General features: G+C 55.2%; 18 protein-coding genes and 1 riboswitch. Of the genes, 4 read left to right on the top strand and 14 right to left on the bottom strand.

Annotated features, from left to right (window positions below; translation table 11 throughout):
- Positions 1 to 9: 9 nt before the first annotated feature.
- A riboswitch (purine riboswitch) is annotated at positions 10 to 109 on the bottom strand.
- 114 nt (positions 110 to 223) lie between these two features.
- The 3 genes from MKY58_RS03180 to MKY58_RS03170 are packed head-to-tail and all read right to left on the bottom strand — an operon-like array spanning position 224 to position 3483.
- Positions 224 to 685 (bottom strand): RidA family protein, encoded by a 462-nt coding sequence (locus MKY58_RS03180; protein ID WP_036707512.1) that lies wholly within the window; start codon positions 683 to 685, stop codon positions 224 to 226.
- A 56-nt stretch (positions 686 to 741) separates the two neighbouring features.
- The gene (locus MKY58_RS03175) at positions 742 to 2358 is read right to left on the bottom strand and encodes a D-aminoacylase (protein ID WP_339323434.1); all 1617 of its coding nucleotides are present in this window, start codon (positions 2356 to 2358) and stop codon (positions 742 to 744) included.
- 21 nt (positions 2359 to 2379) lie between these two features.
- Positions 2380 to 3483 (bottom strand): alanine racemase, encoded by a 1104-nt coding sequence (locus MKY58_RS03170; protein ID WP_339323433.1) that lies wholly within the window; start codon positions 3481 to 3483, stop codon positions 2380 to 2382.
- Positions 3484 to 3698: 215 nt separating this feature from the next.
- Here MKY58_RS03170 and MKY58_RS03165 point away from each other — a divergent pair, with 215 nt between their 5' ends.
- Entirely contained in the window at positions 3699 to 3971 is a 273-nt protein-coding gene (locus MKY58_RS03165) for a hypothetical protein (protein WP_212950109.1), read from the top strand.
- Positions 3972 to 4127: 156 nt separating this feature from the next.
- Here the strand turns inward: MKY58_RS03165 and MKY58_RS03160 are convergent, their stop codons facing one another.
- The 6 genes from MKY58_RS03160 to MKY58_RS03135 all read right to left on the bottom strand — a co-directional run bounded on the left by MKY58_RS03160 (position 4128) and on the right by MKY58_RS03135 (position 12903).
- Positions 4128 to 5165, bottom strand: a complete 1038-nt coding sequence (locus tag MKY58_RS03160; RefSeq protein WP_339323432.1) for a YdcF family protein — start codon at positions 5163 to 5165, stop codon at positions 4128 to 4130.
- Between the two features lie 242 nt (positions 5166 to 5407).
- Positions 5408 to 6946: a glutamine-hydrolyzing GMP synthase gene (gene guaA, locus MKY58_RS03155; RefSeq protein ID WP_339323431.1), complete on the bottom strand. Its 1539-nt coding sequence runs from the start codon at positions 6944 to 6946 to the stop codon at positions 5408 to 5410.
- 78 nt (positions 6947 to 7024) lie between these two features.
- Entirely contained in the window at positions 7025 to 9235 is a 2211-nt protein-coding gene (locus MKY58_RS03150) for a transglutaminase domain-containing protein (protein WP_339323430.1), read from the bottom strand.
- Positions 9236 to 10540 carry a DUF58 domain-containing protein gene (locus MKY58_RS03145; RefSeq protein ID WP_339323429.1) on the bottom strand — a complete coding sequence of 435 codons (1305 nt, stop codon included), beginning with the start codon at positions 10538 to 10540 and terminating at the stop codon, positions 9236 to 9238.
- On the bottom strand, positions 10537 to 11520 hold the full coding sequence (locus MKY58_RS03140; protein ID WP_339323428.1) for a MoxR family ATPase: 984 nt from the start codon (positions 11518 to 11520) through the stop codon (positions 10537 to 10539). Before MKY58_RS03140 ends, MKY58_RS03145 begins: the two co-directional genes overlap by 4 nt.
- A 132-nt stretch (positions 11521 to 11652) precedes the next feature.
- On the bottom strand, positions 11653 to 12903 hold the full coding sequence (locus MKY58_RS03135) for a polysaccharide deacetylase (protein WP_339323427.1): 1251 nt from the start codon (positions 12901 to 12903) through the stop codon (positions 11653 to 11655).
- A 127-nt stretch (positions 12904 to 13030) separates the two neighbouring features.
- Between MKY58_RS03135 and MKY58_RS03130 the strand changes: the two genes are divergently transcribed.
- Complete coding sequence (locus tag MKY58_RS03130) at positions 13031 to 13687, top strand: DedA family protein (protein ID WP_339325034.1); 657 nt, start codon at positions 13031 to 13033, stop codon at positions 13685 to 13687.
- A gap of 108 nt (positions 13688 to 13795) precedes the next feature.
- Here the strand turns inward: MKY58_RS03130 and MKY58_RS03125 are convergent, their stop codons facing one another.
- The 5 genes from MKY58_RS03125 to bcp all read right to left on the bottom strand — a co-directional run bounded on the left by MKY58_RS03125 (position 13796) and on the right by bcp (position 18514).
- On the bottom strand, positions 13796 to 15319 hold the full coding sequence (locus tag MKY58_RS03125) for a DHA2 family efflux MFS transporter permease subunit (RefSeq protein WP_339323426.1): 1524 nt from the start codon (positions 15317 to 15319) through the stop codon (positions 13796 to 13798).
- Positions 15316 to 15774, bottom strand: a complete 459-nt coding sequence (locus MKY58_RS03120; RefSeq protein ID WP_036707485.1) for a MarR family transcriptional regulator — start codon at positions 15772 to 15774, stop codon at positions 15316 to 15318. Before MKY58_RS03120 ends, MKY58_RS03125 begins: the two co-directional genes overlap by 4 nt.
- A 270-nt stretch (positions 15775 to 16044) precedes the next feature.
- A complete protein-coding gene (locus MKY58_RS03115; RefSeq protein ID WP_339323425.1) occupies positions 16045 to 17319 on the bottom strand; it encodes an ABC transporter permease in 1275 nt (424 codons plus the stop codon).
- 25 nt (positions 17320 to 17344) lie between these two features.
- Positions 17345 to 17812, bottom strand: a complete 468-nt coding sequence (locus tag MKY58_RS03110; RefSeq protein ID WP_052146821.1) for a MarR family transcriptional regulator — start codon at positions 17810 to 17812, stop codon at positions 17345 to 17347.
- 240 nt (positions 17813 to 18052) lie between these two features.
- Positions 18053 to 18514 (bottom strand): thioredoxin-dependent thiol peroxidase, encoded by a 462-nt coding sequence (gene bcp, locus MKY58_RS03105; RefSeq protein WP_339323424.1) that lies wholly within the window; start codon positions 18512 to 18514, stop codon positions 18053 to 18055.
- A 184-nt stretch (positions 18515 to 18698) separates the two neighbouring features.
- Between bcp and MKY58_RS03100 the strand changes: the two genes are divergently transcribed.
- Complete coding sequence (locus MKY58_RS03100) at positions 18699 to 19757, top strand: LCP family protein (protein WP_339323423.1); 1059 nt, start codon at positions 18699 to 18701, stop codon at positions 19755 to 19757.
- Between the two features lie 64 nt (positions 19758 to 19821).
- A complete protein-coding gene (locus MKY58_RS03095; protein WP_339323422.1) occupies positions 19822 to 21141 on the top strand; it encodes a glutamate-1-semialdehyde 2,1-aminomutase in 1320 nt (439 codons plus the stop codon).
- The last annotated feature ends 52 nt before the right edge of the window (positions 21142 to 21193 follow it).

Here is a 21193-nt window from a genome sequence, read left to right as displayed (position 1 = left end):
TGCAGGTTATCCGCATCCCTTCTTTTTCGTAGCCAGATCATTACGGTGATCTCGTAGAGACTCCCGGGCCGATTCCCGGGATTATACGAAAAAAATGATGATGTATTGTCGTTTCTTACATCATTTATTCTAGGGAGACGCGCGAAAATTGTCAATATAAAAAACGAATATTAAATCGCCAAATAATGTCCATTGTTCGGAATTAACATTTTTTATCTAAATTCTATTCGATTTCGACGATCAATTCGATCTCTACCGGCGTATTAAAAGGCAGCTCATTCGCGGAAATCGCGGAACGCGCGTGTTTTCCCTTTTCTCCGAAAATTTCGACCAGAAGCTCGGAAGCCCCGTTAATGACGTACGGCTGTTCGACGAATCCGTCCGCGGAATTGACGAAGGCCAGCATTTTTACCACCTGTTTGATCCGGTCCAAATCGCCCAAATGCTCTTTCAACACGGAAATCAGGTTGATCATCACCTGGCGCGCCGCATCATACCCCTGCTCCACCGTCAGGTCGCTGCCCACTTTCCCCGTATATTTCAGCTTGCCGTTGACGCGGCAGTCGTTGCCGGAGGTATACACGAGGTTGCCGACGGTTTTGGCCGGAACGTATTCCGCTACCGGAGTCGGAACCTTTTCTAAGACGATCCCTTTTTCTTCGAGAATTTTTTCGATTTTTGCCATGATGGTCATCTCCCTTTTAAATTTAGCTTGTGCTTCGATACGAACCTGTTTTGCATTTACCGTTCCAACTCATGCCGGCAGCAATGCTGCACGGGGATAAACACGCCCGGCCGTTCATGCGTATGATGCCGATGCTCCATCGTTTTGCGGCCGTTGACGAGCACCGCGGAAATCCCCTCGGGATGCCGGATGGGGTCCTGGTAAGTCGCCGTGTCGGAAATGCGGTTCGGGTCAAAAATGACGATGTCCGCGGCATACCCCGGAACGAGGAGCCCGCGTTTGCCAAGCTTGAACCGCTGGGCCGGGAACGATGTTACTTTGCGTACCGCCTGCTCAAGCGTAAGTATTTTGTTCTTTCGGACATACTCCGCGAACAGCCTCGGAAATGTGCCATAGGAACGGGGGTGCGGTTTGCCGGTGACGCAGCCTAAGCTGTCCGATGCCACCAAAGAATAATCGTAACGGATAACTTCCCGCACGTCTTCCTCCGACATATGGAAATACACGATCGATACCTGTCCGTTTTCCCTCCGGAGCAGCTCCAGCGCCGCATCTTCCGGATCCATGCCACACAGTTCGCCGATCTCTTGCATATGCTTCCCTTCAAGCAGCTTGCCTGCCGCGGAAGGCACGGAGGACACGAACACGCTTTGCCAGCCGGTCGAGCATACGAGGTTGTCCCAAGTCGTCTGTTCTTCCCGGAGCTCCTGCTTGATTCGGGCCCGGATGGCCGGATCGGCGATCCGCTCCAGCGTTGCTTCGATTCCGCCTTCGAGGACCCATGGGGGGAGCACCGTCGTCAGCGTCGTCGAGCCCGCGGAATACGGGTACACGTCGCAAGTGACGTCCATCCCGCGGCTTCTGGCTTCGTCGATCAGCTCCATCGCGGCCCCGGTTTGGCCCCAATTGATCCGGCCCGCCGCCTTCAAATGGCTGACATGGAGCGAAACTCCGCTTTGCTCCGCGATCCAGATCACTTCGCGCACGGAAGCCAGCAGGTTGTTGCCTTCGCCGCGAATGTGGGTGGAGAACAAGCCGCCGTACGCGGCAACGACCTTGCACAGCTCAGCCAGCTCTTCTTTTGGCGTATAACTTCCCGGAGCGTATAACAGACCGATGGACAAGCCGATCGCACCGGCCTTCAAGCCGTTTTCCAGCAGCCGTTTCATCCGGTCGAGCTCGTCCTTGGTGGCCGGGCGGTTTTCGAACCCCATGACGGAGATGCGAAGCGCGCCGTGCGCCACGTAAGTGGAGACGTTTTCGGACGCGGGAGACTTCGCCAAATGCTGCATGTATTCCTCGATGCTTTCCCAAGGCCAGGGCCAATCCGTGCGTCCGATGACGGGCTCGATATAGCTTTTCAGCTCGGCAGCCCGGTTTTTCACGTAGGGGGCAGGCGCCAGGCCGCAGTTGCCGACGACTTCCGTCGTGACGCCCTGCTGCATCTTGAACTCGCTGTCCGGCTGGTCCAAAACAAGCAAATCGGAATGGCAATGCCCGTCGATAAAACCGGGGGCGACCACCTGCCCGCGCGCGTCGATCCGCTCCAAAGCTTCGGCGTCGGTTCTGCCGACATGCGTGATAATCCCATCCTTGACGCCCAGCTGTCCAAAATACCACGGATTTCCGCTGCCGTCCACAATCCTTCCGTTTTCGATGACGATATCAAGCATCTTCTTCTCCCTCCCGCTGCGCTAGGCCAGTCTCCCTCTTGCCAAGACCGGGATGGCCCGAATGCTGCCGTCTTTCGACGCAAAAACCTCGTTATGCAAATTGACCGTCGAACAAATATGGTTCGGGACGATTTCGAGAACGTCGCCGACATGCAGGCCGTGCGGGCCTTGCGTTCGGATCATGCCATGCTCTTCATTCATTTTTTCGAATACGGCATCCGGATGGCCGACAATTTCGCCAAAACCCTTCAAATGCAGCGGCGGTTGCCCGGGCTGCACGTCGGTCGCAAAGGTTTTGCTGCCGCCGTCGACGACAAGCCGATCTTCCGCGGGAACGCTTACAACCGTAACCAATACTTTGGCCGCCCAGTCTTCTTTCGAGCAGGCTCCCATCACGGCGAGCATCCGGTCATAAAAAATATAGGTGCCGGGCCGCACTTCCGTGATGCCCTCCACGGCTGCCGCATAAGGGGCGGTTGGCGTGGAGCCGACGCTGACGTCCCGGATGGCGATGCCCGCGGCGCGCAGCCTTTCGGCCGTTTCGACCATGATGCGTCCTTCTTCCTGTCCTGCTGCTTCGAGGTCCAGCGTCCCTACCCCTTCGAACACCGCGCCTTTAAACGTAAAAATACCGCTCAAATCGAGCCCCGGCAGCTCCGCAATCCGTTTGGCCAGCTCTACGGCCTCATCCGGACGCACCCCCGTGCGCGCCAGCCCCGTGTCGATTTCAAGCCGGACCGACAAGGTGATTCCCGCCTGCGCAGCCTCTTGGGAGAGATTCCGTGCGCCTTCGATGCTTTCGACGCCGACGATCATGCGGATTTTTTCCGCCAAAGCAAGGATCCGCTTGATTTTGGACGGGGATACGATTGGGTAGGCGATAAAAATATCGTCAATGCCGTGTGCCGCCATCATCTCCGCTTCCCCCACTTTGGCCGCCGTGATGCCGGATGCCCCCTCAGCAAGCTGTCTGAGCGCAAACTCGGGAACTTTGTGGGTTTTGATATGCGGGCGAAGCTGTACCCCGTTCCGCGCGGCGATGTCGGCCATGCGGCCGATATTGCGCTGCATAACCTGTTCATCGATCAGGATGCAGGGCGTCTCCAGCAGCTCTTTCGTTACCATGCCTTAAACCTCTCCCCTCTCGCGTTCGCCTGTATTTTGCAATTCCTAACATAAGCCCATTATATAGGATAAACAATAGGAGGAAAGGAAGGAAATGATAAAATTCAACGAAATCGGCTGCGGAATCGCCGAATGCCCCGAAAAAAAGGGATGAAATCTCCGCGCGGCGGAGACATTACTTTTTATACATCGAAAGGCAGGTGCGAAAGAAGAACATGACGACATCGAAATCCGAACCCGAATACAGCGACTTCTCCAACGTCGAGTCCCAGCGCAACGACCTGACGGCCGAGGAGTTTCCGGAGGGCCCTTACGGCTCGGGCCTGGAAGCCGAATCGATCGGCAAAAGCGCCCCTTGGGGAAAAGGCCAAAACGGCCCGCGCCCGTACGGTTACGAAAACCTGCAGCTCCATGAAGGTTCGGGCCGGGACTATCCGGCCGAAGATTTGATGACGGACGAACAAAACGAGCGCGAAAACGGCGAATAACCGGCGGCATGCCCAAGTGACGCTCCCTTAAGGTAGACAGGACATGCATAAGTCCAGCTGCTTTAAGGGAGCTTTGTCATGTAAAGCCTCTCGCGGCAAAAAAAGCAAAAAAGAAAAAGCCATTCGCCGTAAACGATGAATGACTTTTCGAACCGATTATTCAGTGAACAAATAAATAAGGGTAACGAGAAGCGAAACCCCGAAAATGCTTCCCGCCACAAGGGTATGACGTTTCCGCTGCATGACGACGATGGCGATGTATTCGCGGATCATGGCATTCGGCCAGTAATAAAACGCTGTTTTCGAACCGATTCCCTGGCTCTTCAAACCTACCTTTTTCGCGTACAAGCTGGCTCTGAACAAGTGGAAATTGTTCGTCGTAAAAATGCTGTTATATTCGCGTCCCTTTATCGACTCCATGATTCGTTTCGAAAAAAGCATATTCTGGTATGTATTTACCGATTCCGTTTCCGTTATCGTGTGCTCCAAAGGAATGCCGCGCTCGAGCGCAAATTTTTGCATCGCTTCCGCCTCTGAAATATTCTCGTCCGAGCCTTTTCCGCCTGAAAAAATGATCGTCGGCGGAAAAGCCGCCGCCGCTTGCTTCCGGTAAAAATCAATGGCTTTTTGAATTCTGCTGGCCAAAAGCGGCGGTACCTTGTCGTTAATCAATCCACTGCCAAGAACGATAATAAAATCCTGATGATATTTAGGTCTGTTCAATTGATACAGCAAATATGCGGTCAAAAAATTGGTGAGGTGCAAAAAGAAATACACCACAATGAGGGTCACTCCGGCGTATAAAGGTTTAAAGTGAACGGATAGAAAACGCTCCGGGTTGATGATTTGGATCAACGACAACGCGAGAAGGGCGATCCCTAAGATCAGCGTCAGGCAGTTGGAGAATTTCCGGCCTTCTTTTTTCAGCAAAATTTTCGCATTTAGGAAAAGACCGATACTTAAAGCCAATAAACCGAACGAAGAAATAATAAATACAAAAACGAGTGCAACGAAGGCAAAGATCCCAAAAATCAAGATATTCGACTGATACCCTAAATAACCGCAAAAAAGAAGAAGCGAACAAAAAAACACGTTAAACAAAAAACCGTTTAACATTCGTCTCGGGTCCGTCAAATAAAAGGCCAGGAACACCATAAACAACGCAAGAGAAGTCAGTCCAAGGGCTGCAAGCATGTAAATCAAACCTCAATTTTTATGTATTTTTTCAAAATGTCAAATATATCTTACCCTTTCAAAGCGGAAAAAAACGCATGAACCTGAACGATAAAAAAAAACTCCCTATTATTTGCCAAAAAAAGCAGATAAAAGAGAGTTGTTGTTTCAGATGATCGCCCGCAGGTAAAAAACAGCTGTACCGTTATGCCGTCCCCTCTCACTTCCAAGGGGGGACAAGCATGGACGGACATTTACCCGGCTTACTCCCATTCGATCGTTGCAGGCGGCTTGGAGGTAATGTCGTACACGACGCGGTTGACGTTCTCCACCTCGTTCACGATGCGCACCGAGATTTTCTCGAGCACGTCCCAAGGAATGCGCGCCCAGTCCGCCGTCATGCCGTCGATGGACGTTACGGCGCGGATGCCGACGGTGTAGGAGTACGTACGGGCATCGCCCATGACCCCAACGCTCTTCATGTTAGGCAATGCCGTGAAGTACTGCCAAATTTCGCGGTCCAGACCGGCTTTGGCGATTTCTTCGCGCAAAATGTAGTCGGAATCGCGCACGATCGTAAGCTTCTCTTCCGTTACTTCGCCGAGCACGCGGATCGCAAGTCCAGGACCCGGGAACGGCTGGCGCCATACGATGGCTTCCGGCAGGCCGCATTCCAAACCGACCTTGCGCACTTCGTCTTTAAACAGAGTTTTCAGCGGTTCGATCAGCTTGAACTTCATGTCTTCAGGCAAGCCGCCGACGTTGTGGTGCGATTTGATCGTTTGCGCCGTCGCCGTGCCGCTTTCGACGATATCCGTATACAGCGTGCCTTGGGCAAGGAAATCGAAGTCGTCGAACTTGGCGGATTCTTCGTCAAAGACGTAAATGAATTCGTTGCCGATGATTTTCCGTTTTTTCTCCGGATCTTCCACGCCGGCCAATTTGCCGAGGAAACGGTCGCGGGCGTCGATTTTGACGACCTTCATGTCGAATTTGCCGACAAAGGTTTCCATGACGCTTTCGGCTTCGCCCTTACGCAGCAAACCGTGATCGATGAACATGCATGTCAGCTGGTCGCCGATCGCTTTGTGGACGAGCATGGCCACGACGGAAGAATCTACCCCGCCACTGAGCGCGCAAAGCACTTTGCGGTCTCCGACCTGTTCGCGGATGTCGCGCACCGCGTCTTCAATGAAGGTTTCCATGCTCCAGTTGCCTTCGCAATGGCACACTTCGTACAGGAAGTTGCGGATCATTTCGTTGCCGTTCACGGAGTGGCGTACCTCCGGATGGAACTGAACCGCGTACAGCTGCTTGTCCAGGTTGCTCATCGCCGCAATCGGCGCCGATTCCGTGCCTGCATCGAGCTTGAAGCCTTCAGGCAGCTCGACGACATGGTCCCCGTGGCTCATCCATACGGTTTGTTTGGCATCCAGACCTTTGATCAAAGTCGTGCCCGGATTGAATTCCAGGTCCGCTTTGCCGTATTCGCGTTTGGCCGCGCGCTCCACTTTGCCGTTCAGCTGATGGGCCATCAGCTGCATGCCGTAGCAAATGCCGAAGATCGGTACGCCCAGGTCATAAATCGCCGGATCCACATGGGGTGCGTCTTCAGCATATACGCTCATCGGTCCGCCGGAAAAAACGATCCCTTTCGGGGAGATCTCGCGGATTTTGTCGATCGGCGTATTGTATGGCAGCAGTTCGCTGTATACTCCCAAATCGCGAATGCGTCGTGCAATAAGTTGATTGTATTGTCCACCGAAGTCCAAGACGACGATGATTTCATTTGGTTTGTTCATGAACGTGCCTCCCTCAATTGTTGAAATTAATTATACGCAACGATAATTCATACCGTCAAGGAAACCGGGGCGGCAAGCTTATGCCACTTTTTTGGAGATCCGGAGGCAGCGGCGCAAATAGGCGATGCATCTGCCCCGTTCCATCGGACCTTCGTCATAAGCTATCATTTCCCAATCGGCGGCAAAATCGTACAACATCCTGCGTATTTCGTCTTGTTCAACAGGGAGGGACCGTATATACTCCCGAACCGTGCAGCCTGCGGGGGCGGCGCCGAAGCGGCGCGCCAGGGCCCGCCAGACCGGGCGTGCGCTTTGGATCAGCTCGTTTCTTCCCGGAAACCGCCGTCGGGTCGCGTAAAGGCGAAGCCATAGAGGCAAAAGCCCCAGCCATGGCAGCGCCCAGACAACCGCCAGGGCAAGCGCTCCCGCCAAAGCGGCTCCGACGGCGAACCATGCCGCGTGACGGAGCATGAAAGCCAGCGTCGAACGCAAACCGTCAACGGCCGTGCCCGCCAACGCTTTCAGAACATGCCCGTCTGCCGCTGCCGGACGGAACGCCGCTGCCGTTTCCGACGCGCCGCCGGTCAACGCAAAGCCTGGCGTAGGATCGAACGGAATCCAGCCGGACTCCGGAAAATAAACCTCCACCCAGGAATGCGCATCGCCTTCGCTGACCAGATACGTGCCCTCTTGGCCGACTTCTTGTTTTCCCGGCGCAAATCCCTTCACGTACCGCGCCGGGATGCCCTCGCTGCGCAAAAGCACGGCCATGGCGGTCGAAAAATGATTGCAGTATCCGGCGCGGGTCTCGAAGAGGAAGTCATCGACGAAATCCGTGCCGGCCGGGGGAACCCTCGTGTCCAGCGTATACTTTTCATGCTCCTTCAAGTAATTCAGGACCGCTTGAACCCGGTCGTAACGGCTGCCGGCCCCAGCCGTCATTTCCTTCGCCAGATCCTTCACCCGCTGCGGCAGCTCCTCGGGAAGCTGCAAATACCGTTCGCGTACGGCGAGCGGATCCGGGCCCGACTCCCGTTTCAGCCGCTCGGGGTTTTTGTCCGGTATGGCGACTTTCACGGTATACCCTTCAATTTGCGGCTGCCCTCCGTCGAGCACGACTTTGACCGTGCCGGCGCCAACGTTTCTTTCGATGGCGGCAGGCAGCGCCGAACCTCCCGGGGACAGCCGCATGTCCACGATTTCGGCGACCCTGCCCCCGCCAAACAACGGAAAGCTTTGCCGCAGCGGTTGCTCGAACGAGACATGCTGGGTGATTGTCGCCAGCCCTGCCGAAGCGTCTCCCCCTTGCTCCGCGATCACGCCGGGGGCATACCCCGTTTTGACGTCAGCGCCGGGCTCCGACCATTTCCTTCCATTATATTCGCTGAAGGTTTCGCCGCGCCAATAGGTCGGAACCGGGGTTTGGGCCGTGAAATAGATCCGGCTGCTTTGCTGAAGCGGAAGGCCCATGTCCTCCTCTTCGCCGGATAAATTATAGCCCGTCACCGCTGCCGCTTCTTTGGCCCCATATTCGGATTGAACCCAATTCGCCAGACGGTTCGCGGCTTGCTGGAGCGAAAAACCCGCAGCCGGTTTCGGCTCCGCCAGGCTCCCCAGCATCCAGCTGCCGGCAACGACCGTCAGCACGACCGCGGCAAGGGAGGCCCCCCATCGACCGTACTCCGGTTTCGCCATGCGGAGGCTGCCAGGAAGCGACCGTTCCCTTAAACGCGAGAAATGAACCATGCCCTGCAGCAGAAGCAGCAAGGCGCTGGTCCGGACCACGTCTCCGTACACGGACAGGCCGAGCAGCGTTTCAAGGCAGAACAAATACAGCAGCGTGGCTCCCGCGAACAGGAGGATGCTGCTTCGGAGCAGGGCCAGGGATTGGACCGAATAGACCAGCAGCGCCCAGCCGACCATGAGCACGAGCATGCGCGCATCTTGGCTTAATGCCGAAAATCTGAAGGTAGCGGCAAGCTGTTCGGCATCTTGGCGCAGCACGGAAAGCATGGAAGCCAGGCCGGCTTTCTCCCCGCTTTTCGCGATGACATCCGCCCAAAAAAGAAGCGTGCAAAGTCCGTACAAAGGCGCCAAAAGGGGCAGCCGTGGACAACAGGCCCCAAGCAGCAAAAGCATGGCCGTAAAGCCGTACATGACGCCGAACCATTCCCGGCTGACGGACAGCACATCCAGCGGTTGCAGCGGAACGATCCATTCCATGAACAACCCCATCAAGAGAGCGGAGATGGCGAGCCGGAACCATAACGGATCTTTGCCGGTTTCCATTTACACCGCCCCCTCTCCGGCGCGAAACGGACCGGTCAAGCCGACCTTCGTCACGCCTTCAGGATGAACGGCATAGATTCCGGCACCCAACCGGGAAAGGCGAACGGCCGCCGCAAAAGCCGAAGATTTCCCTGCACGCTTCTCGCGTTTCCCGTCAGCCTCCTCCATCCCGGCATTCAGGGCCGTGCAATACAAATGAACCTGGACGCCCCTTGCCAGCAGCCGGGCTGCCGCCTCGGACGTTGGCTCGCTGAGCGTCCCGGTGATGAGCAGGACTCGCGTCCCGGGGGCCGCATGCCTGAGTTCCGTTTCCAGCAAGGAGCCCAGGGCCGGGCCCTCGGCCAGTTCAACCGAAGACAGGGCGGCAAGCATGCGCGAATAACCGCCGCTGCCTGAAATCCGTTCCTCCGCCGGTGCGGCGGCAAACGACGCGAGCGGGTCCGATGCGCCGCAGACCAGCTTGCCTTTGGCTCCGGAACGCCTCATCTCGCTGATGATTCCGGCCGCAGCCGATACCGCCTGCTCAAAATCCCGCTTTGCCCGTTTCACCCGCTCCTCGTCCGTTCCTTCCCACGCAACATATCCGGCGTAGGAACGGTCCAGAACAACGAGACAATGCGGATCGCGTTCGTCTTCCGGCAAAAAGGTGTCCAGGCTGCCGCGTTTGGCATAACTTTTCCAATGGATCCGGTTCATTGGATCCGTCGGCAAGTAGGGCCTAACCTCAGGGCCTTTCACGCCCTGCCTCCGTTCCATCGTTTGGGCCGGCTGCGCCGCCCCATAAGCCTCGGCGGCCGGGGATTCCGACAAGCCGGCGACGGGCAGCGGCTTGGGCAGCACCAGGAGGTTTCCCTCCGATTTTTGCACCCGCTCCCCTTTAAACCAGCCGAAAAGCCCGCCCCATTCCAGCCGGCAGGCATCGAAGGAATATACGCCGCGCGGCAGGCTGCGCAGCTCGCAGCGGTATGCCAGGCGGCGCCGGAATCCCGGGAACAGGATCTGCCGGCTGCTGCCGCCGGTGTAATAGTCTTCGACGGCAAGCCAAGGCACGGGGAGAAACGATCGGAACCCGATCTCCACCTCCATGACGGCGGTTTCTCCGGACGTCACGACGGGGGCGGACATCCGGCGCTGGACCGTGACGTTCCTCGGCCCGAGCCATTGCAGCAGGATGCCGGACGACACGACCCACCCCGCGAGCAGCATCAAATACAGCGCGGAGGCGCCCCCATGCCAAACATACAAGGCGCATAACGCGCCAAACACGAAAACCCCGGCCGACCACTCTGCAATCCGCCTTTTCATGGCTTTGCTCCTTTGCGGGCGGCGACCGGCATCGTCAGGCCGGATAACAGCTCCCGCACGACGTCCTCGCTTTGCGTCCCGGAGAGCACGGCCTCATGGCTGAGCACCAGCCTGTGGGCAAGCACCGGAACCGCCACATGCTTCACGTCGTCGGGGATGACGTAGGAACGGCCGGACATGTAGGCGGCAGCCTGCGAAGCCTGCATCCATGCAAGCGTCCCGCGCGGGCTGATGCCGAGCTGAAGCTTCGCATGCCGTCTCGAAGCGTCCGCAGTCTGGACCAGCATCAGCTTGATCGCGTCGTCCACGAAGACGCTTTTGACCTCCCGCTGCATGTTAACCATCTCTTCGGCCAGCATCACCGGCTTGATCCGGTCCAGCGGGTCGTTCCCGGCCATCCGCGTCAGCAGCTCGATCTCCTGGTCCGGATCCGGGTATCCGAGCTGAATCCGCATAAGGAAACGGTCAAGCTGCGCTTCGGGAAGACGGTAGGTTCCTTCGAACTCCAGCGGATTTTGGGTCGCGAGCAGCAAAAACGGACGAGGCAAGAGATGCGTATGGCCGTCCACCGTTACTTTTCGTTCCTCCATCGCTTCAAGCAGCGCCGATTGCGTCCGGGGCGAAGCCCGGTTCAACTCGTCGGCCAGCACCAGATTGTTCATGAGGGGACCTGGACGGTATTCGAATTCGCCGCTTTGCTGGCGGAATACCGACGTTCCCGTGATGTCCGCCGGCATGAGGTCGTACGTAAATTGGATTCGCCCGAAGCCCGCGCCGAGACAGGCGGCCAGCGAGCGGACCAGCATCGTTTTGCCGACGCCGGGAATGTCCTCAAGCAACAGATGCCCGCCGCAGAGCATCGACATCAACGTCAGCCGGATTTGTTCCTCTTTGCCGACAATGACCGTGCCGACGCGGTGAATGACCCTTTCAAGCAGCTCGGGAGCAAAATCCCGATGAGGTAAGGAAGAAGTGGACAATGTCAAAACCTCCGATTCATTGTGGAGTGGCCGTCTATAAACGGAATCTATGAATATAGCTTTTCCACAAATGAAAGGAAGTAGACATGATCGCCCGGGTTGTTTTTCTTGAGCAGCCTACCATAGAAACGGTTAGGACACCTTGACCCGCCGCTCCTCCCGGTTTTCGGAAGCCGCCGCGTGGGCATATCCGGCATTGGCGAACAAGTCCCGCAGCGGAATCCAAACCGCATCGTTGATCATGGTGACGGACGTCGTGACCGAAGAGACGTTTTTCCCGGCTTTGGTCACCGTCAGCCGTCCGGTCCGGACCTGGATGTTCAGCACGGTATCCGAATTCGCCGACAAGGTCACTTTGGCGGTCTGCGTTTTCGGATCCCAAACGGCGTTCCCACCCAGCCTTTCGGCTACGGCACGGACCGGAACCAGATAATGCCCGTCCTTATACAGGTATTCTCCGGGATTCAGCGTCGTTTCCATCGGTCCGACTTCGAGGCGCAGCGGTTTGCCGCTCGCGAACAAGGCGCCGTTGCCGGCGACATGCGACTGCACCCACGACTCGCTTGGCGCGGCGCGCTTCAGCTTTTTCGCCTTTTCGTTCACTTTGAACTGCACGGGTTCTTCGTCCGGCGACAGGACGTCAAAACGATACCCTTGCTTTTTGTAATGCGCAATGATTTCAGGCAAAGCCTTCACGCTCTCCTCATGGCCGCTGCCGTCATGCAGCAGGAGCACGACGCGGTCCGAGTTCGCCGGGGCCTTAGCCCCTTTCACGATTTCAGCCGCGGGCACTCCCCGCCGCTTCGAATCGCCGCTGTCCACGTTCCAGTCGGTCACGACGTATCCGCCCAGCTTCATCAGGCGAAAATAGGTATCATCGAAATGGCCGGCCGTACCGCCCGGGGCCCTGACCAATTGCGGCCGAACGCCGGTGACGGCATAAACTTCTTCTTCGGTCCGTTTGATCTGGTTCCAGAAGGCGGGAAATCCGCTATAAAGTTCGGTATAATGATGATCATAGGAATGATTGCCTATCGCGTGCCCTTCTTCGTGGATGCGCCGCAGCAGCTCGGGATACCGTTTCACCTGCTCGCCCAGAACGAAAAACGTGGCGCGGATATTATTTTTTTTCAAAATATCGAGAACTTTGCCGGTTAAAGCGCTGGGTCCGTCGTCAAACGTAAGGAAGACTGTTTTTCCGGCTGAAGTTGGATGTTTGGATTTCGGGGATGCGGATGTGGTTGCGTACATCGGCGGAAGTTGCTGCAGAACCTGTTCCTGCACCGAAGCTTCCGCGGTTTGAGGCTGCCGAACCAGTTCCTGTCTGCTGATGAACGGTAGGATCATGAGGAGCAGCAAAGCAATCAATAATCGTTTTACCATCGGGAAAACCTCCACTATTTCTATGAATTCTGCTTTCTGGTAGATTATATGGTGGGAGGTTCGAAAATAGACTTTACGGATCAGTCTTTTGGCAAGAACATCTTGGATCTGGTTTGGAGTGAGAATGTTGGAACTGCTGAAGTGGATACAGCTATTGTTTGGAGATTACGGTTATATCGTTTTGTTTTTGGGACTGGTTCTGGAGTTTATTGCGCTCCCTTTTCCGGGTGAGACGACCATGGCTTATGCGGGGTATTTATCCTACGCGGGGAATCTGAATTTCGGCTGGCTGATCGTGCTTGCTTTCCTCGGGACGACCATCGGCATGACCATCACGTATTTTATCGGCCTCAAGGCAGGCCTTCCCTTCATTCACAGATACGGCAAATGGGTGCTGCTTTCCGAAAGCAAAATCGATCACGTGCAAAAATGGTTCAACAAATACGGGCAAGGCCTCATTTTCATTGGGTATTTCATCCCCGGCGTGCGCCATTTTACCGGATATTTTGCGGGAATCATCTCCGTTCCCTTCCGGAGGTTCGCTTTGTATGCATACAGCGGGGCGCTGTTCTGGGTGGTGCTCTTCATCAGCATCGGCAAGGTGTTCGGTCCTCAGTGGAACATGGCCTTTCATATGGTAGAGAAATATTCCGTTTGGATCGTCGGCGCCATCCTGCTGCTCGCGATCGTCCTGCTGGCCGTTCGTTACCGGAAACCTCTCTCGGTGCTGATGCACAAGCTTTTCCGCAAAAATAAAGCAAAGACCGTATCGAAGACGCGTTAATCGGATGGCAACGTTTGAAAAACGTACAAGGTCCATCGAAATAAAACAAAAGGGTATCCCTCCAGGTTGTTCAAACCTGCCGGGACACCCTTTTTTGCGTGCGATTCATTACCCTTTCGCGTTCACGGCTTTGCCGACGTTCGGCATCTCCGCCTTTTCCGACTTCATGTTTTCGTCTTGCGGTTTGGTCTTTTTGATAAAGAACGCCAACACCAGCGAAACGGCGCTCAGCCAAGTGGCGATCACGAACGCGTCGTTGATGCCGTGCACCATGGATTGGGCCGACAGGGCCGCCATTTGCGCTTTGTCGGTCGCTTTGGCGGCGCCGGCTTTCAGCCCTTCGGTCACGTAATGCTTCGTTTGCGAAGTCATGACCGTCACCAGGATCGCCGTACCGATCGAACCGGAAATCGTCCGCAGCGTATTGGACATCGCCGTACCGTGCGCGTTCAAGCTGCGCGGCAGTTGGTTGAGGCCCGCCGTCTGGATCGGCATCATCATCAGCGACATGCCGAACATGCGGATCGTGTAAATCGTGATCAAATGCGCATAAGTCGTTTCAACGCTCAAGCGGCTGAACTCATAAGTCATGTAAGTCGTGATGGCCAGGCCGATGACCGAAAGCCATCTTGCGCCGATTTTATCGAAGATCGCCCCCGTAATCGGCGACATGATCCCCATCAGGATCGCCCCCGGCAGCATCATGAGGCCGGACTCCAACGGCGTAAAGCCGCGGATGTTCTGCAGGAACAACGGCATCAGGATCATGCCGGCATACATCGCCATCGTGACGATCACGTTGATGATCGTCGTCAGCGTAAACATATTGTATTTAAAAATGCGGAATTCGAGCATCGGATTTTTGGACTTAAGCTGCATCCACACGAACGCGATCAAAGCCACGGTGCCGACCGCCAGCGACCAGACGACCTCCCGGCTTCCCCAGCCGTCCGTACCCGCGTCGCTGAAACCGTACAACAGGCCGCCGAAGCCGATCGTGGACAAAATGACCGAGACGGCGTCGAATTTCGGCTTGGTGACTTTCGTGACGTTTTTCAAGAAGAAAATTCCGATCAACGTCGCGATAATGGCAAACGGAAGAATGATGTAGAACAGGACGCGCCAGCTGTAATGCTCCACAAGGTAACCGGAAAGCGTCGGTCCGATTGCCGGAGCGAGAATCATTGCGATCCCCATCATCCCCATCGCGGAGCCGCGTTTTTCAATCGGGAAAATGTTCAGGAACACGACGGTCATCAGCGGCATCAAAATGCCGGCTCCCCCGGCCTGGATCAACCGTCCGACCATCAATACGCCGAATGACGGAGCCAAGGCGCATATGAGCGTGCCGATCGAAAACAGGGACATCGCCGAAATGAACAATTGGCGTGTCGTAAAACGGGCGATCAAAAAGGCGGTGACCGGGATCAACACGCCGTTGACAAGCATATAGCCGGTGGTCAGCCATTGTCCCGTCGCGGCTTGGGTAATCCCGAGGTCGGCCATGATTTTGGGCAGGGCCACGTTCATGAGCGTCTGGTTCAAAAACGCCACGAAAGCGCCGATGAGCAGGGCGGCGATAATCGGCCCTTTTTTTATATGCTCGATGGACTGAGCTTCGCTGCTATTCATAATAGATTTCTCTCTCTCCCTTTTTCGGATAATATGTCGATAATCTGCTTGTGCGTCCTTAACATGTGACGCCGGTCCTCTTCCTTGATATGTAAAAGAGGTTCAAGATAGTCCTGGCAAATGGCCTCGGTGCGTTTCCGCAGTTCATCTCCTTCCTTCGTGTTTCTCAGCGTAATCGATCTCCGGTCCGTCTCGGAGCGTTTGCGTTCCACCATCCCCGCCTTGACGAGCCGGTTCACGACGCCGCTGGTCGTACTGTTGCCTATAAGAATCAAATCCGCGAGCTCGGTGAGTCCGATGTCCGGATGGTCACGGAGCGTTCGCAGCACTAGATATTGAATCCAGGTGGTCCCAAGCGATTCCGCTCTCTTCCAGAACAGCTGGTAGAAGCTTAAATGCACTTGGCGAAAAGAATACAGCACTTCAATGATTTGTTCCTGTTCCCGGGATTCCAAAACCTGCCCCCCTGTTTCATAACCTAATATTTCGCATACGAATTAGTTTAATGTCTACCTGTTTCCATGTCAATAAAAATATACGAACAAATTTACATATGTTTTTACAATATTATTTCATAAATTATCTGAAAACAACTATTTCGGATTAGACATGTCCCCTTAGCCCGAACTAGATCCCCGGAACAGCAAAAAAGCCGGTCTCCGCCGCCGCTTAGCAGCAGGTACGGAAACCGGCTTTTGAAGGATCACAAATAAAGAACAATTGCATTATTCCGCGGCCAAAGCGCCCATTTCGTTTCCTTTGGATGCGGATGCTCCTTGTACCGCCTCGATGGCAGCGCCCTTTTTATCCTGATGATGCGCCATGATGACCTTTGCTCCGCAAAGGAACAGGAACATGATCAAATAGGTAACGATGTATTGCAGCGCCGTGCCAAGTCCGGCTTCCATATGGCCGCCGTAATAAAACAAGGCGCGGAACCCGTCCACCATGTACCGCGTCGGCAAAAACGAGCTGAGCGCGCGGTGAAACTCGGGCAGCGTCGTGACTGGAAAAGCGCCGCCGCTCCCGAAGATCCCCATGATGTTGACCGGGAACATCGCAAGCATCCCCCATTTGCCGAGGAACAGGCTGAGCATTTTGAATAAGAAAAACATCGTGAGGGAACTTAACAGCAGGAACAGATAAATGCGCCAAACGGCCGTCGTATGCGCGCTATCGAAAACGCCGAACACGAAGATCATGATCACCGATGTCACGAGCACCGACGTAATGACTCCAAGCAATATTTCGGTCAGCAGTTGTTTGGCATGGCTTAGGCGATGACCTTTGCGTCTCATGTTTTCGGCGATTTTTTCCACATATCCGTGGATCATGTTGACCCCGAGCAGGCCGCTGATCGACGAGATCATAACGACGACGAAAGGCGTCATCCCTTTGTTGATGTTCCCCGTCAAGCCCAAGGCATTGGTGGTCTTCGCCTGTACCGGATTATCCAGCAGCGTTGCCGCTTGCGGCGATACCTCCAGGCCGAGCTTCGTCATGCCCGCCTTGATTTGCTGGCTGACGCCGGCGTTCACGGTCGAGGCGACCGTTTGAATCGCGGTGGTAGCGACGGAGGAGGCGAGCTGTCCGCCCGCTTCGTTAACCAATATCTCCATCCGTGCAGGTTTGCCGCCGGTTTGTCCGGTCATCAGCGATTTCTGCACGCCGGACAGCGAAGCGGAATAGTCGGCCGGGATGACGAGCGCCCCGTATGCCTTGTTGTTTTTGATTTGTTCGACGGCTCTTTCCCTGCTGGGCTCGATCGTCCATTTAAAGGAATGTCCGTCCTGCGTTTGAATCAGATTGTCCATGATCTTTTGGCCCATGTTCACCGAGGCGGCGCCTTGATCCTCATTCACCACGATCAGCGGAAAATCCGTCAATCTTTGCGACTGCCCGCCGAATACGGGCAAATATATGCTAAGCATGCAAAGCATGAGAAAGGCCGTGCACCACACCGGAAACCAGGCGATTTTAACCTTCAGTAACCTTTTCAAAATAACACTTCCCTTAAGTTATGATTCATATTTTTTGCATATCGCTTGATTCCGAGTCCAATTTACGGTTCATGATCCGCATCATCACGTACAGAACCTCGAGGTCATCCTGGCTGAGCTTTTTGAAAAAGTCAGCGGCAAAAGAATGCTCGAACGGGAAAGAGGAGATTTCATGCCCTTCGTCCGTCAAACTGATGAAATGGCTTCGCAGGTCGCTGGGATTTTCCGTCCGGGCCACAAGCCCCTTTTTCTCCAGCGAATCGACCAAATACGTAATGGACGCCGCCTTCAGCTTCAAATGGCTCGCCAGATGGCTCGACAGGCATGCGCCGCCCCGTTCGATAATATTCAATATAAAAAACTGGTTCAGGGACAATTCGTGCTTGCGCAGATGATCCATCAAGGCACGAATGCGCTGGCCAGTCATTTTTCGGGACAGCTCGCTGTATACATCAAATAACATATCTACCGTAATTTCAGGCTGCTTATCCATGTAATTCTCCTCTTTCCTTACCGGATAATTAACATTATACTTCGAATATTCTAAATTGTAAATGGATATTGATGTGTTTACATTTGTTTTCAATGAAATTTCACCATGGTTTGCTTAGAATATTCTAACTTATATTCTTAGGCACTCACTGCGGAAACAGCCGGAGCAGGCTGACCAAAACGCCAAAAATCCCGGCGTCCGCCATGAGGCTTCACAGCGCCGGGATCTTTGGGTTGCAGTTTACGATAAAGCGGATAGGACGTCCTCGGTATGGCCCTTGACCTTCACCTTGCGCCATTCCTTCAGCAGCTTGCCGTCTTCATCGATGAGGAAGGTCGAGCGGACGATGCCCATATATTCGCGGCCGTACATCTTTTTCAGCTGCCAGACGCCGTACATCTCGCTCACCCGGTGATCCTCGTCCGATAACAGCAGAAACGGCAGGCCGTATTTCTCCGTAAACTTGCCGTGGGATTTGATCGGGTCGGGACTGATGCCAAGCACCACCGCCCCCTTCTCTTCCAGCTGAGGGTGCGCGTCCCGGAAGCTGCAAGCCTCCTTGGTGCAGGCTTCCGTCATGTCTTTTGGATAAAAATACAAAACGACCTTTCGTCCGCGGAAACTGCTCAGCGTAACGTCCGCGCCGCTGGATGCCGGGAGGGTAAAATCCGGAACCTCTTGTCCGATCGCCAGTTCTGTCATCTTCTTCGTGCTCCTTTCGGCAGGCAATCCATGCCAACATCGGGTGCCATCAAATGCAATATCCCAAGGTAAAATTGATTGTATTGTCAAAAAAAATTATAATAAATGAATCCTTATCCTACAAATTGTCGAATGATACAGCAAAAGCCTCCTTTATCAGCATAACTTGAAAGGAAGAGAAGGAATGACTTCAAGGAAAAAAACGATATTATGGATTATAGCCATCATCTTGGTAGCCGTCATCGGCTACGCGGTATATTATTTTACTTCGATATACAACGGTTTGCAGGGCCTGCAAAAAACCGGCGAAGCCTCCCCTTTTAAAAACGTGACTCCCGTCGAAGCCAAAGTCCCCGAGCCTCCCAAATGGGAAGGCACCGAACCCGTCAACATTCTCCTCATGGGCGTGGATGCCCGCGGCATCTCCGAAGGCGAGATTCCCAGGTCGGACAGTATGATGGTCGCCTCCCTCGACCCGGTCAAAAAGCGGATTCATCTGTTTTCCATCTTGCGAGATACGTACACGGACATTCCCGAGCACGGGAAGGACCGAATCAACACCGCGATCACCCACGGTCCGAACACGGCCATGAAAGCGGTCGGCGATTTGCTCGGCATTCCGATCCAATATTACGTTTACACCGACTTCCAAGGCTTTATCAAGCTGGTGGATGCGGTCGGCGGCGTCGATTTTTACGTGGAAAAAGACATGTATTATCCCAGCGCCGCGGATAAACACGAATACGACATCGACCTGAAAAAAGGCATGCAGCATCTCGACGGAAAAACGGCGCTGCAATATGTCCGTTTCCGCCACGACGCGACTTCGGACTTCTCCCGGACCGAGCGCCAGCGCGCTTTCCTGAAAGCCGTCGCCGCAAAAATGCAGTCCACCACCTCCATCATGAAACTTCCGGATATTTTGGAGGGGGTCAGTCCATACATCGATACGAATTTATCGGTGAACGACATGTGGAAGCTGGCGACGGTCGGCTACAAAAGCCAGATGGCCGGCAGCGAGCAAATTCCGCCCATGAAGCTGCTGAAAGAAAGAACCATCGGCGGAGCGGCGGTGCTTACCGTATCGAGCGAATCCAAATTGAAGGATTATATTCAAGACGTTTTCAACAAACCGGCCACGGTACCGGTTTCGAGCGACGGAACCGCCGGGTCCGGAACAACCCATACCGAATCGCAGGACGCCACGTCCGGCAAAAGCGGCAGTACGGGCAGCAGCGATTAACGGCTGCCCGCCTGTTTTTCTAAATGGAGGATTTTCACATACATCGAAAGGAAGTTGAAATTCAATGAATCGTTCTCGTTCCGAACAGCTTTACCAGGAAGCACTTCAGCACATCGTCGGCGGCGTCAACAGCCCTTCCCGTTCGTTTAAGGCGGTAGGCGGCGGGGCGCCAGTCTTTATGAAGAGAGCCAAAGGGGCTTACTTCTGGGATGAAGACGGCAACCGCTACATCGATTATTTGGCGGCCTACGGCCCGATCATTACCGGACATGCCCATCCCCACATCACGGCGGCGATAACGCAAGCCGCGGAAAACGGCACGCTGTACGGCACGCCGACCGAACTTGAAATCCGCATGGCCCGGATGCTCAAAGAAGCCATCCCTTCCATGGACAAGGTCCGTTTCGTCAACTCCGGCACCGAAGCGGTCATGACGACGATCCGCGTCGCCCGCGCGTATACGGGCCGGAGCAAGATCATCAAATTTGCCGGCTGTTACCACGGACACTCCGATCTCGTGCTGGTTGCGGCGGGATCCGGGCCTTCCACGCTCGGGACCCCGGACAGCGCGGGCGTGCCGTCCAGCATCGCGCAGGAAGTGATCACCGTTCCGTTCAACGATTTGGACGGCCTCGCACAAGCGCTGAATACCTGGGGCAAAGACGTCGCCGCCGTCATGGTCGAGCCGATCGTCGGCAACTTCGGCATGGTCATGCCGAAGCCCGGATTCCTTGAAGGGCTCTGCCGGATGGCCCGCGACAACGGCTCGCTCGTCATTTACGACGAAGTCATCACCGCTTTCCGTTTCCACTACGGATCGACCCAAACGTTTGCGGGCCTGGCCAACCACGAAGCGATCAAGCCCGACCTGACCGCGCTCGGCAAAATCATCGGCGGCGGGCTGCCGATCGGCGCTTATGGCGGCAGCAAGGAAGTCATGGAGCAGGTCGCGCCGCTCGGCCCGGCGTACCAAGCGGGAACGATGGCCGGCAACCCGGCTTCGATCGCTGCGGGCATCGCCTGCCTGGAAGTGCTGCAGGGCGAAGGCGTCTATGAAGAGATGGACCGCCTGGCCGCCAAGCTTGCGGACGGACTGCAGGCATCGGCCGACCGTTACGGCGTGCCGCTGACGATCAACCGGATCCGGGGTTCGCTGTCCACGCATTTCTGCGACCATCCGGTCACCAATTACGACGAGGCGCAGGATACGGACGGCGAAGCATTTGCCGCGTTCTTCCGCAACATGCTGAACCGCAACGTCAACCTGGCGCCATCCAAATATGAAGCCTGGTTCCTGACGACGGCCCATACCGAGCAGGATATCATCGACACGCTCGAAGCGGCCGACGCCTCCTTCCGCGAAATGAGCAAAAATAAGCTATAGCGCCAAAGGCAGCGCACGATTCGAGTTCGCGATGCCTTGGCTATAAAAAAAG

Source organism: Paenibacillus sp. FSL W8-0194, assembly GCF_037969745.1.
GTDB lineage: Bacteria > Bacillota > Bacilli > Paenibacillales > Paenibacillaceae > Paenibacillus_AQ > Paenibacillus_AQ cookii.
This window is presented reverse-complemented; position numbering and strand designations above follow the sequence as displayed.

Coding starts and splice junctions, on each gene's coding strand:
- MKY58_RS03180 (WP_036707512.1), bottom strand. CDS start 685: ATGGCAAAAATCGAAAAAATTCTCGAAGAAAAAGGGATCGTCTTAGAA.
- MKY58_RS03175 (WP_339323434.1), bottom strand. CDS start 2,358: ATGCTTGATATCGTCATCGAAAACGGAAGGATTGTGGACGGCAGCGGA.
- MKY58_RS03170 (WP_339323433.1), bottom strand. CDS start 3,483: ATGGTAACGAAAGAGCTGCTGGAGACGCCCTGCATCCTGATCGATGAA.
- MKY58_RS03165 (WP_212950109.1), top strand. CDS start 3,699: ATGACGACATCGAAATCCGAACCCGAATACAGCGACTTCTCCAACGTC.
- MKY58_RS03160 (WP_339323432.1), bottom strand. CDS start 5,165: ATGCTTGCAGCCCTTGGACTGACTTCTCTTGCGTTGTTTATGGTGTTC.
- guaA (WP_339323431.1), bottom strand. CDS start 6,946: ATGAACAAACCAAATGAAATCATCGTCGTCTTGGACTTCGGTGGACAA.
- MKY58_RS03150 (WP_339323430.1), bottom strand. CDS start 9,235: ATGGAAACCGGCAAAGATCCGTTATGGTTCCGGCTCGCCATCTCCGCT.
- MKY58_RS03145 (WP_339323429.1), bottom strand. CDS start 10,540: ATGAAAAGGCGGATTGCAGAGTGGTCGGCCGGGGTTTTCGTGTTTGGC.
- MKY58_RS03135 (WP_339323427.1), bottom strand. CDS start 12,903: ATGGTAAAACGATTATTGATTGCTTTGCTGCTCCTCATGATCCTACCG.
- MKY58_RS03125 (WP_339323426.1), bottom strand. CDS start 15,319: ATGAATAGCAGCGAAGCTCAGTCCATCGAGCATATAAAAAAAGGGCCG.
- MKY58_RS03110 (WP_052146821.1), bottom strand. CDS start 17,812: ATGGATAAGCAGCCTGAAATTACGGTAGATATGTTATTTGATGTATAC.
- bcp (WP_339323424.1), bottom strand. CDS start 18,514: ATGACAGAACTGGCGATCGGACAAGAGGTTCCGGATTTTACCCTCCCG.
- MKY58_RS03100 (WP_339323423.1), top strand. CDS start 18,699: ATGACTTCAAGGAAAAAAACGATATTATGGATTATAGCCATCATCTTG.
- MKY58_RS03095 (WP_339323422.1), top strand. CDS start 19,822: ATGAATCGTTCTCGTTCCGAACAGCTTTACCAGGAAGCACTTCAGCAC.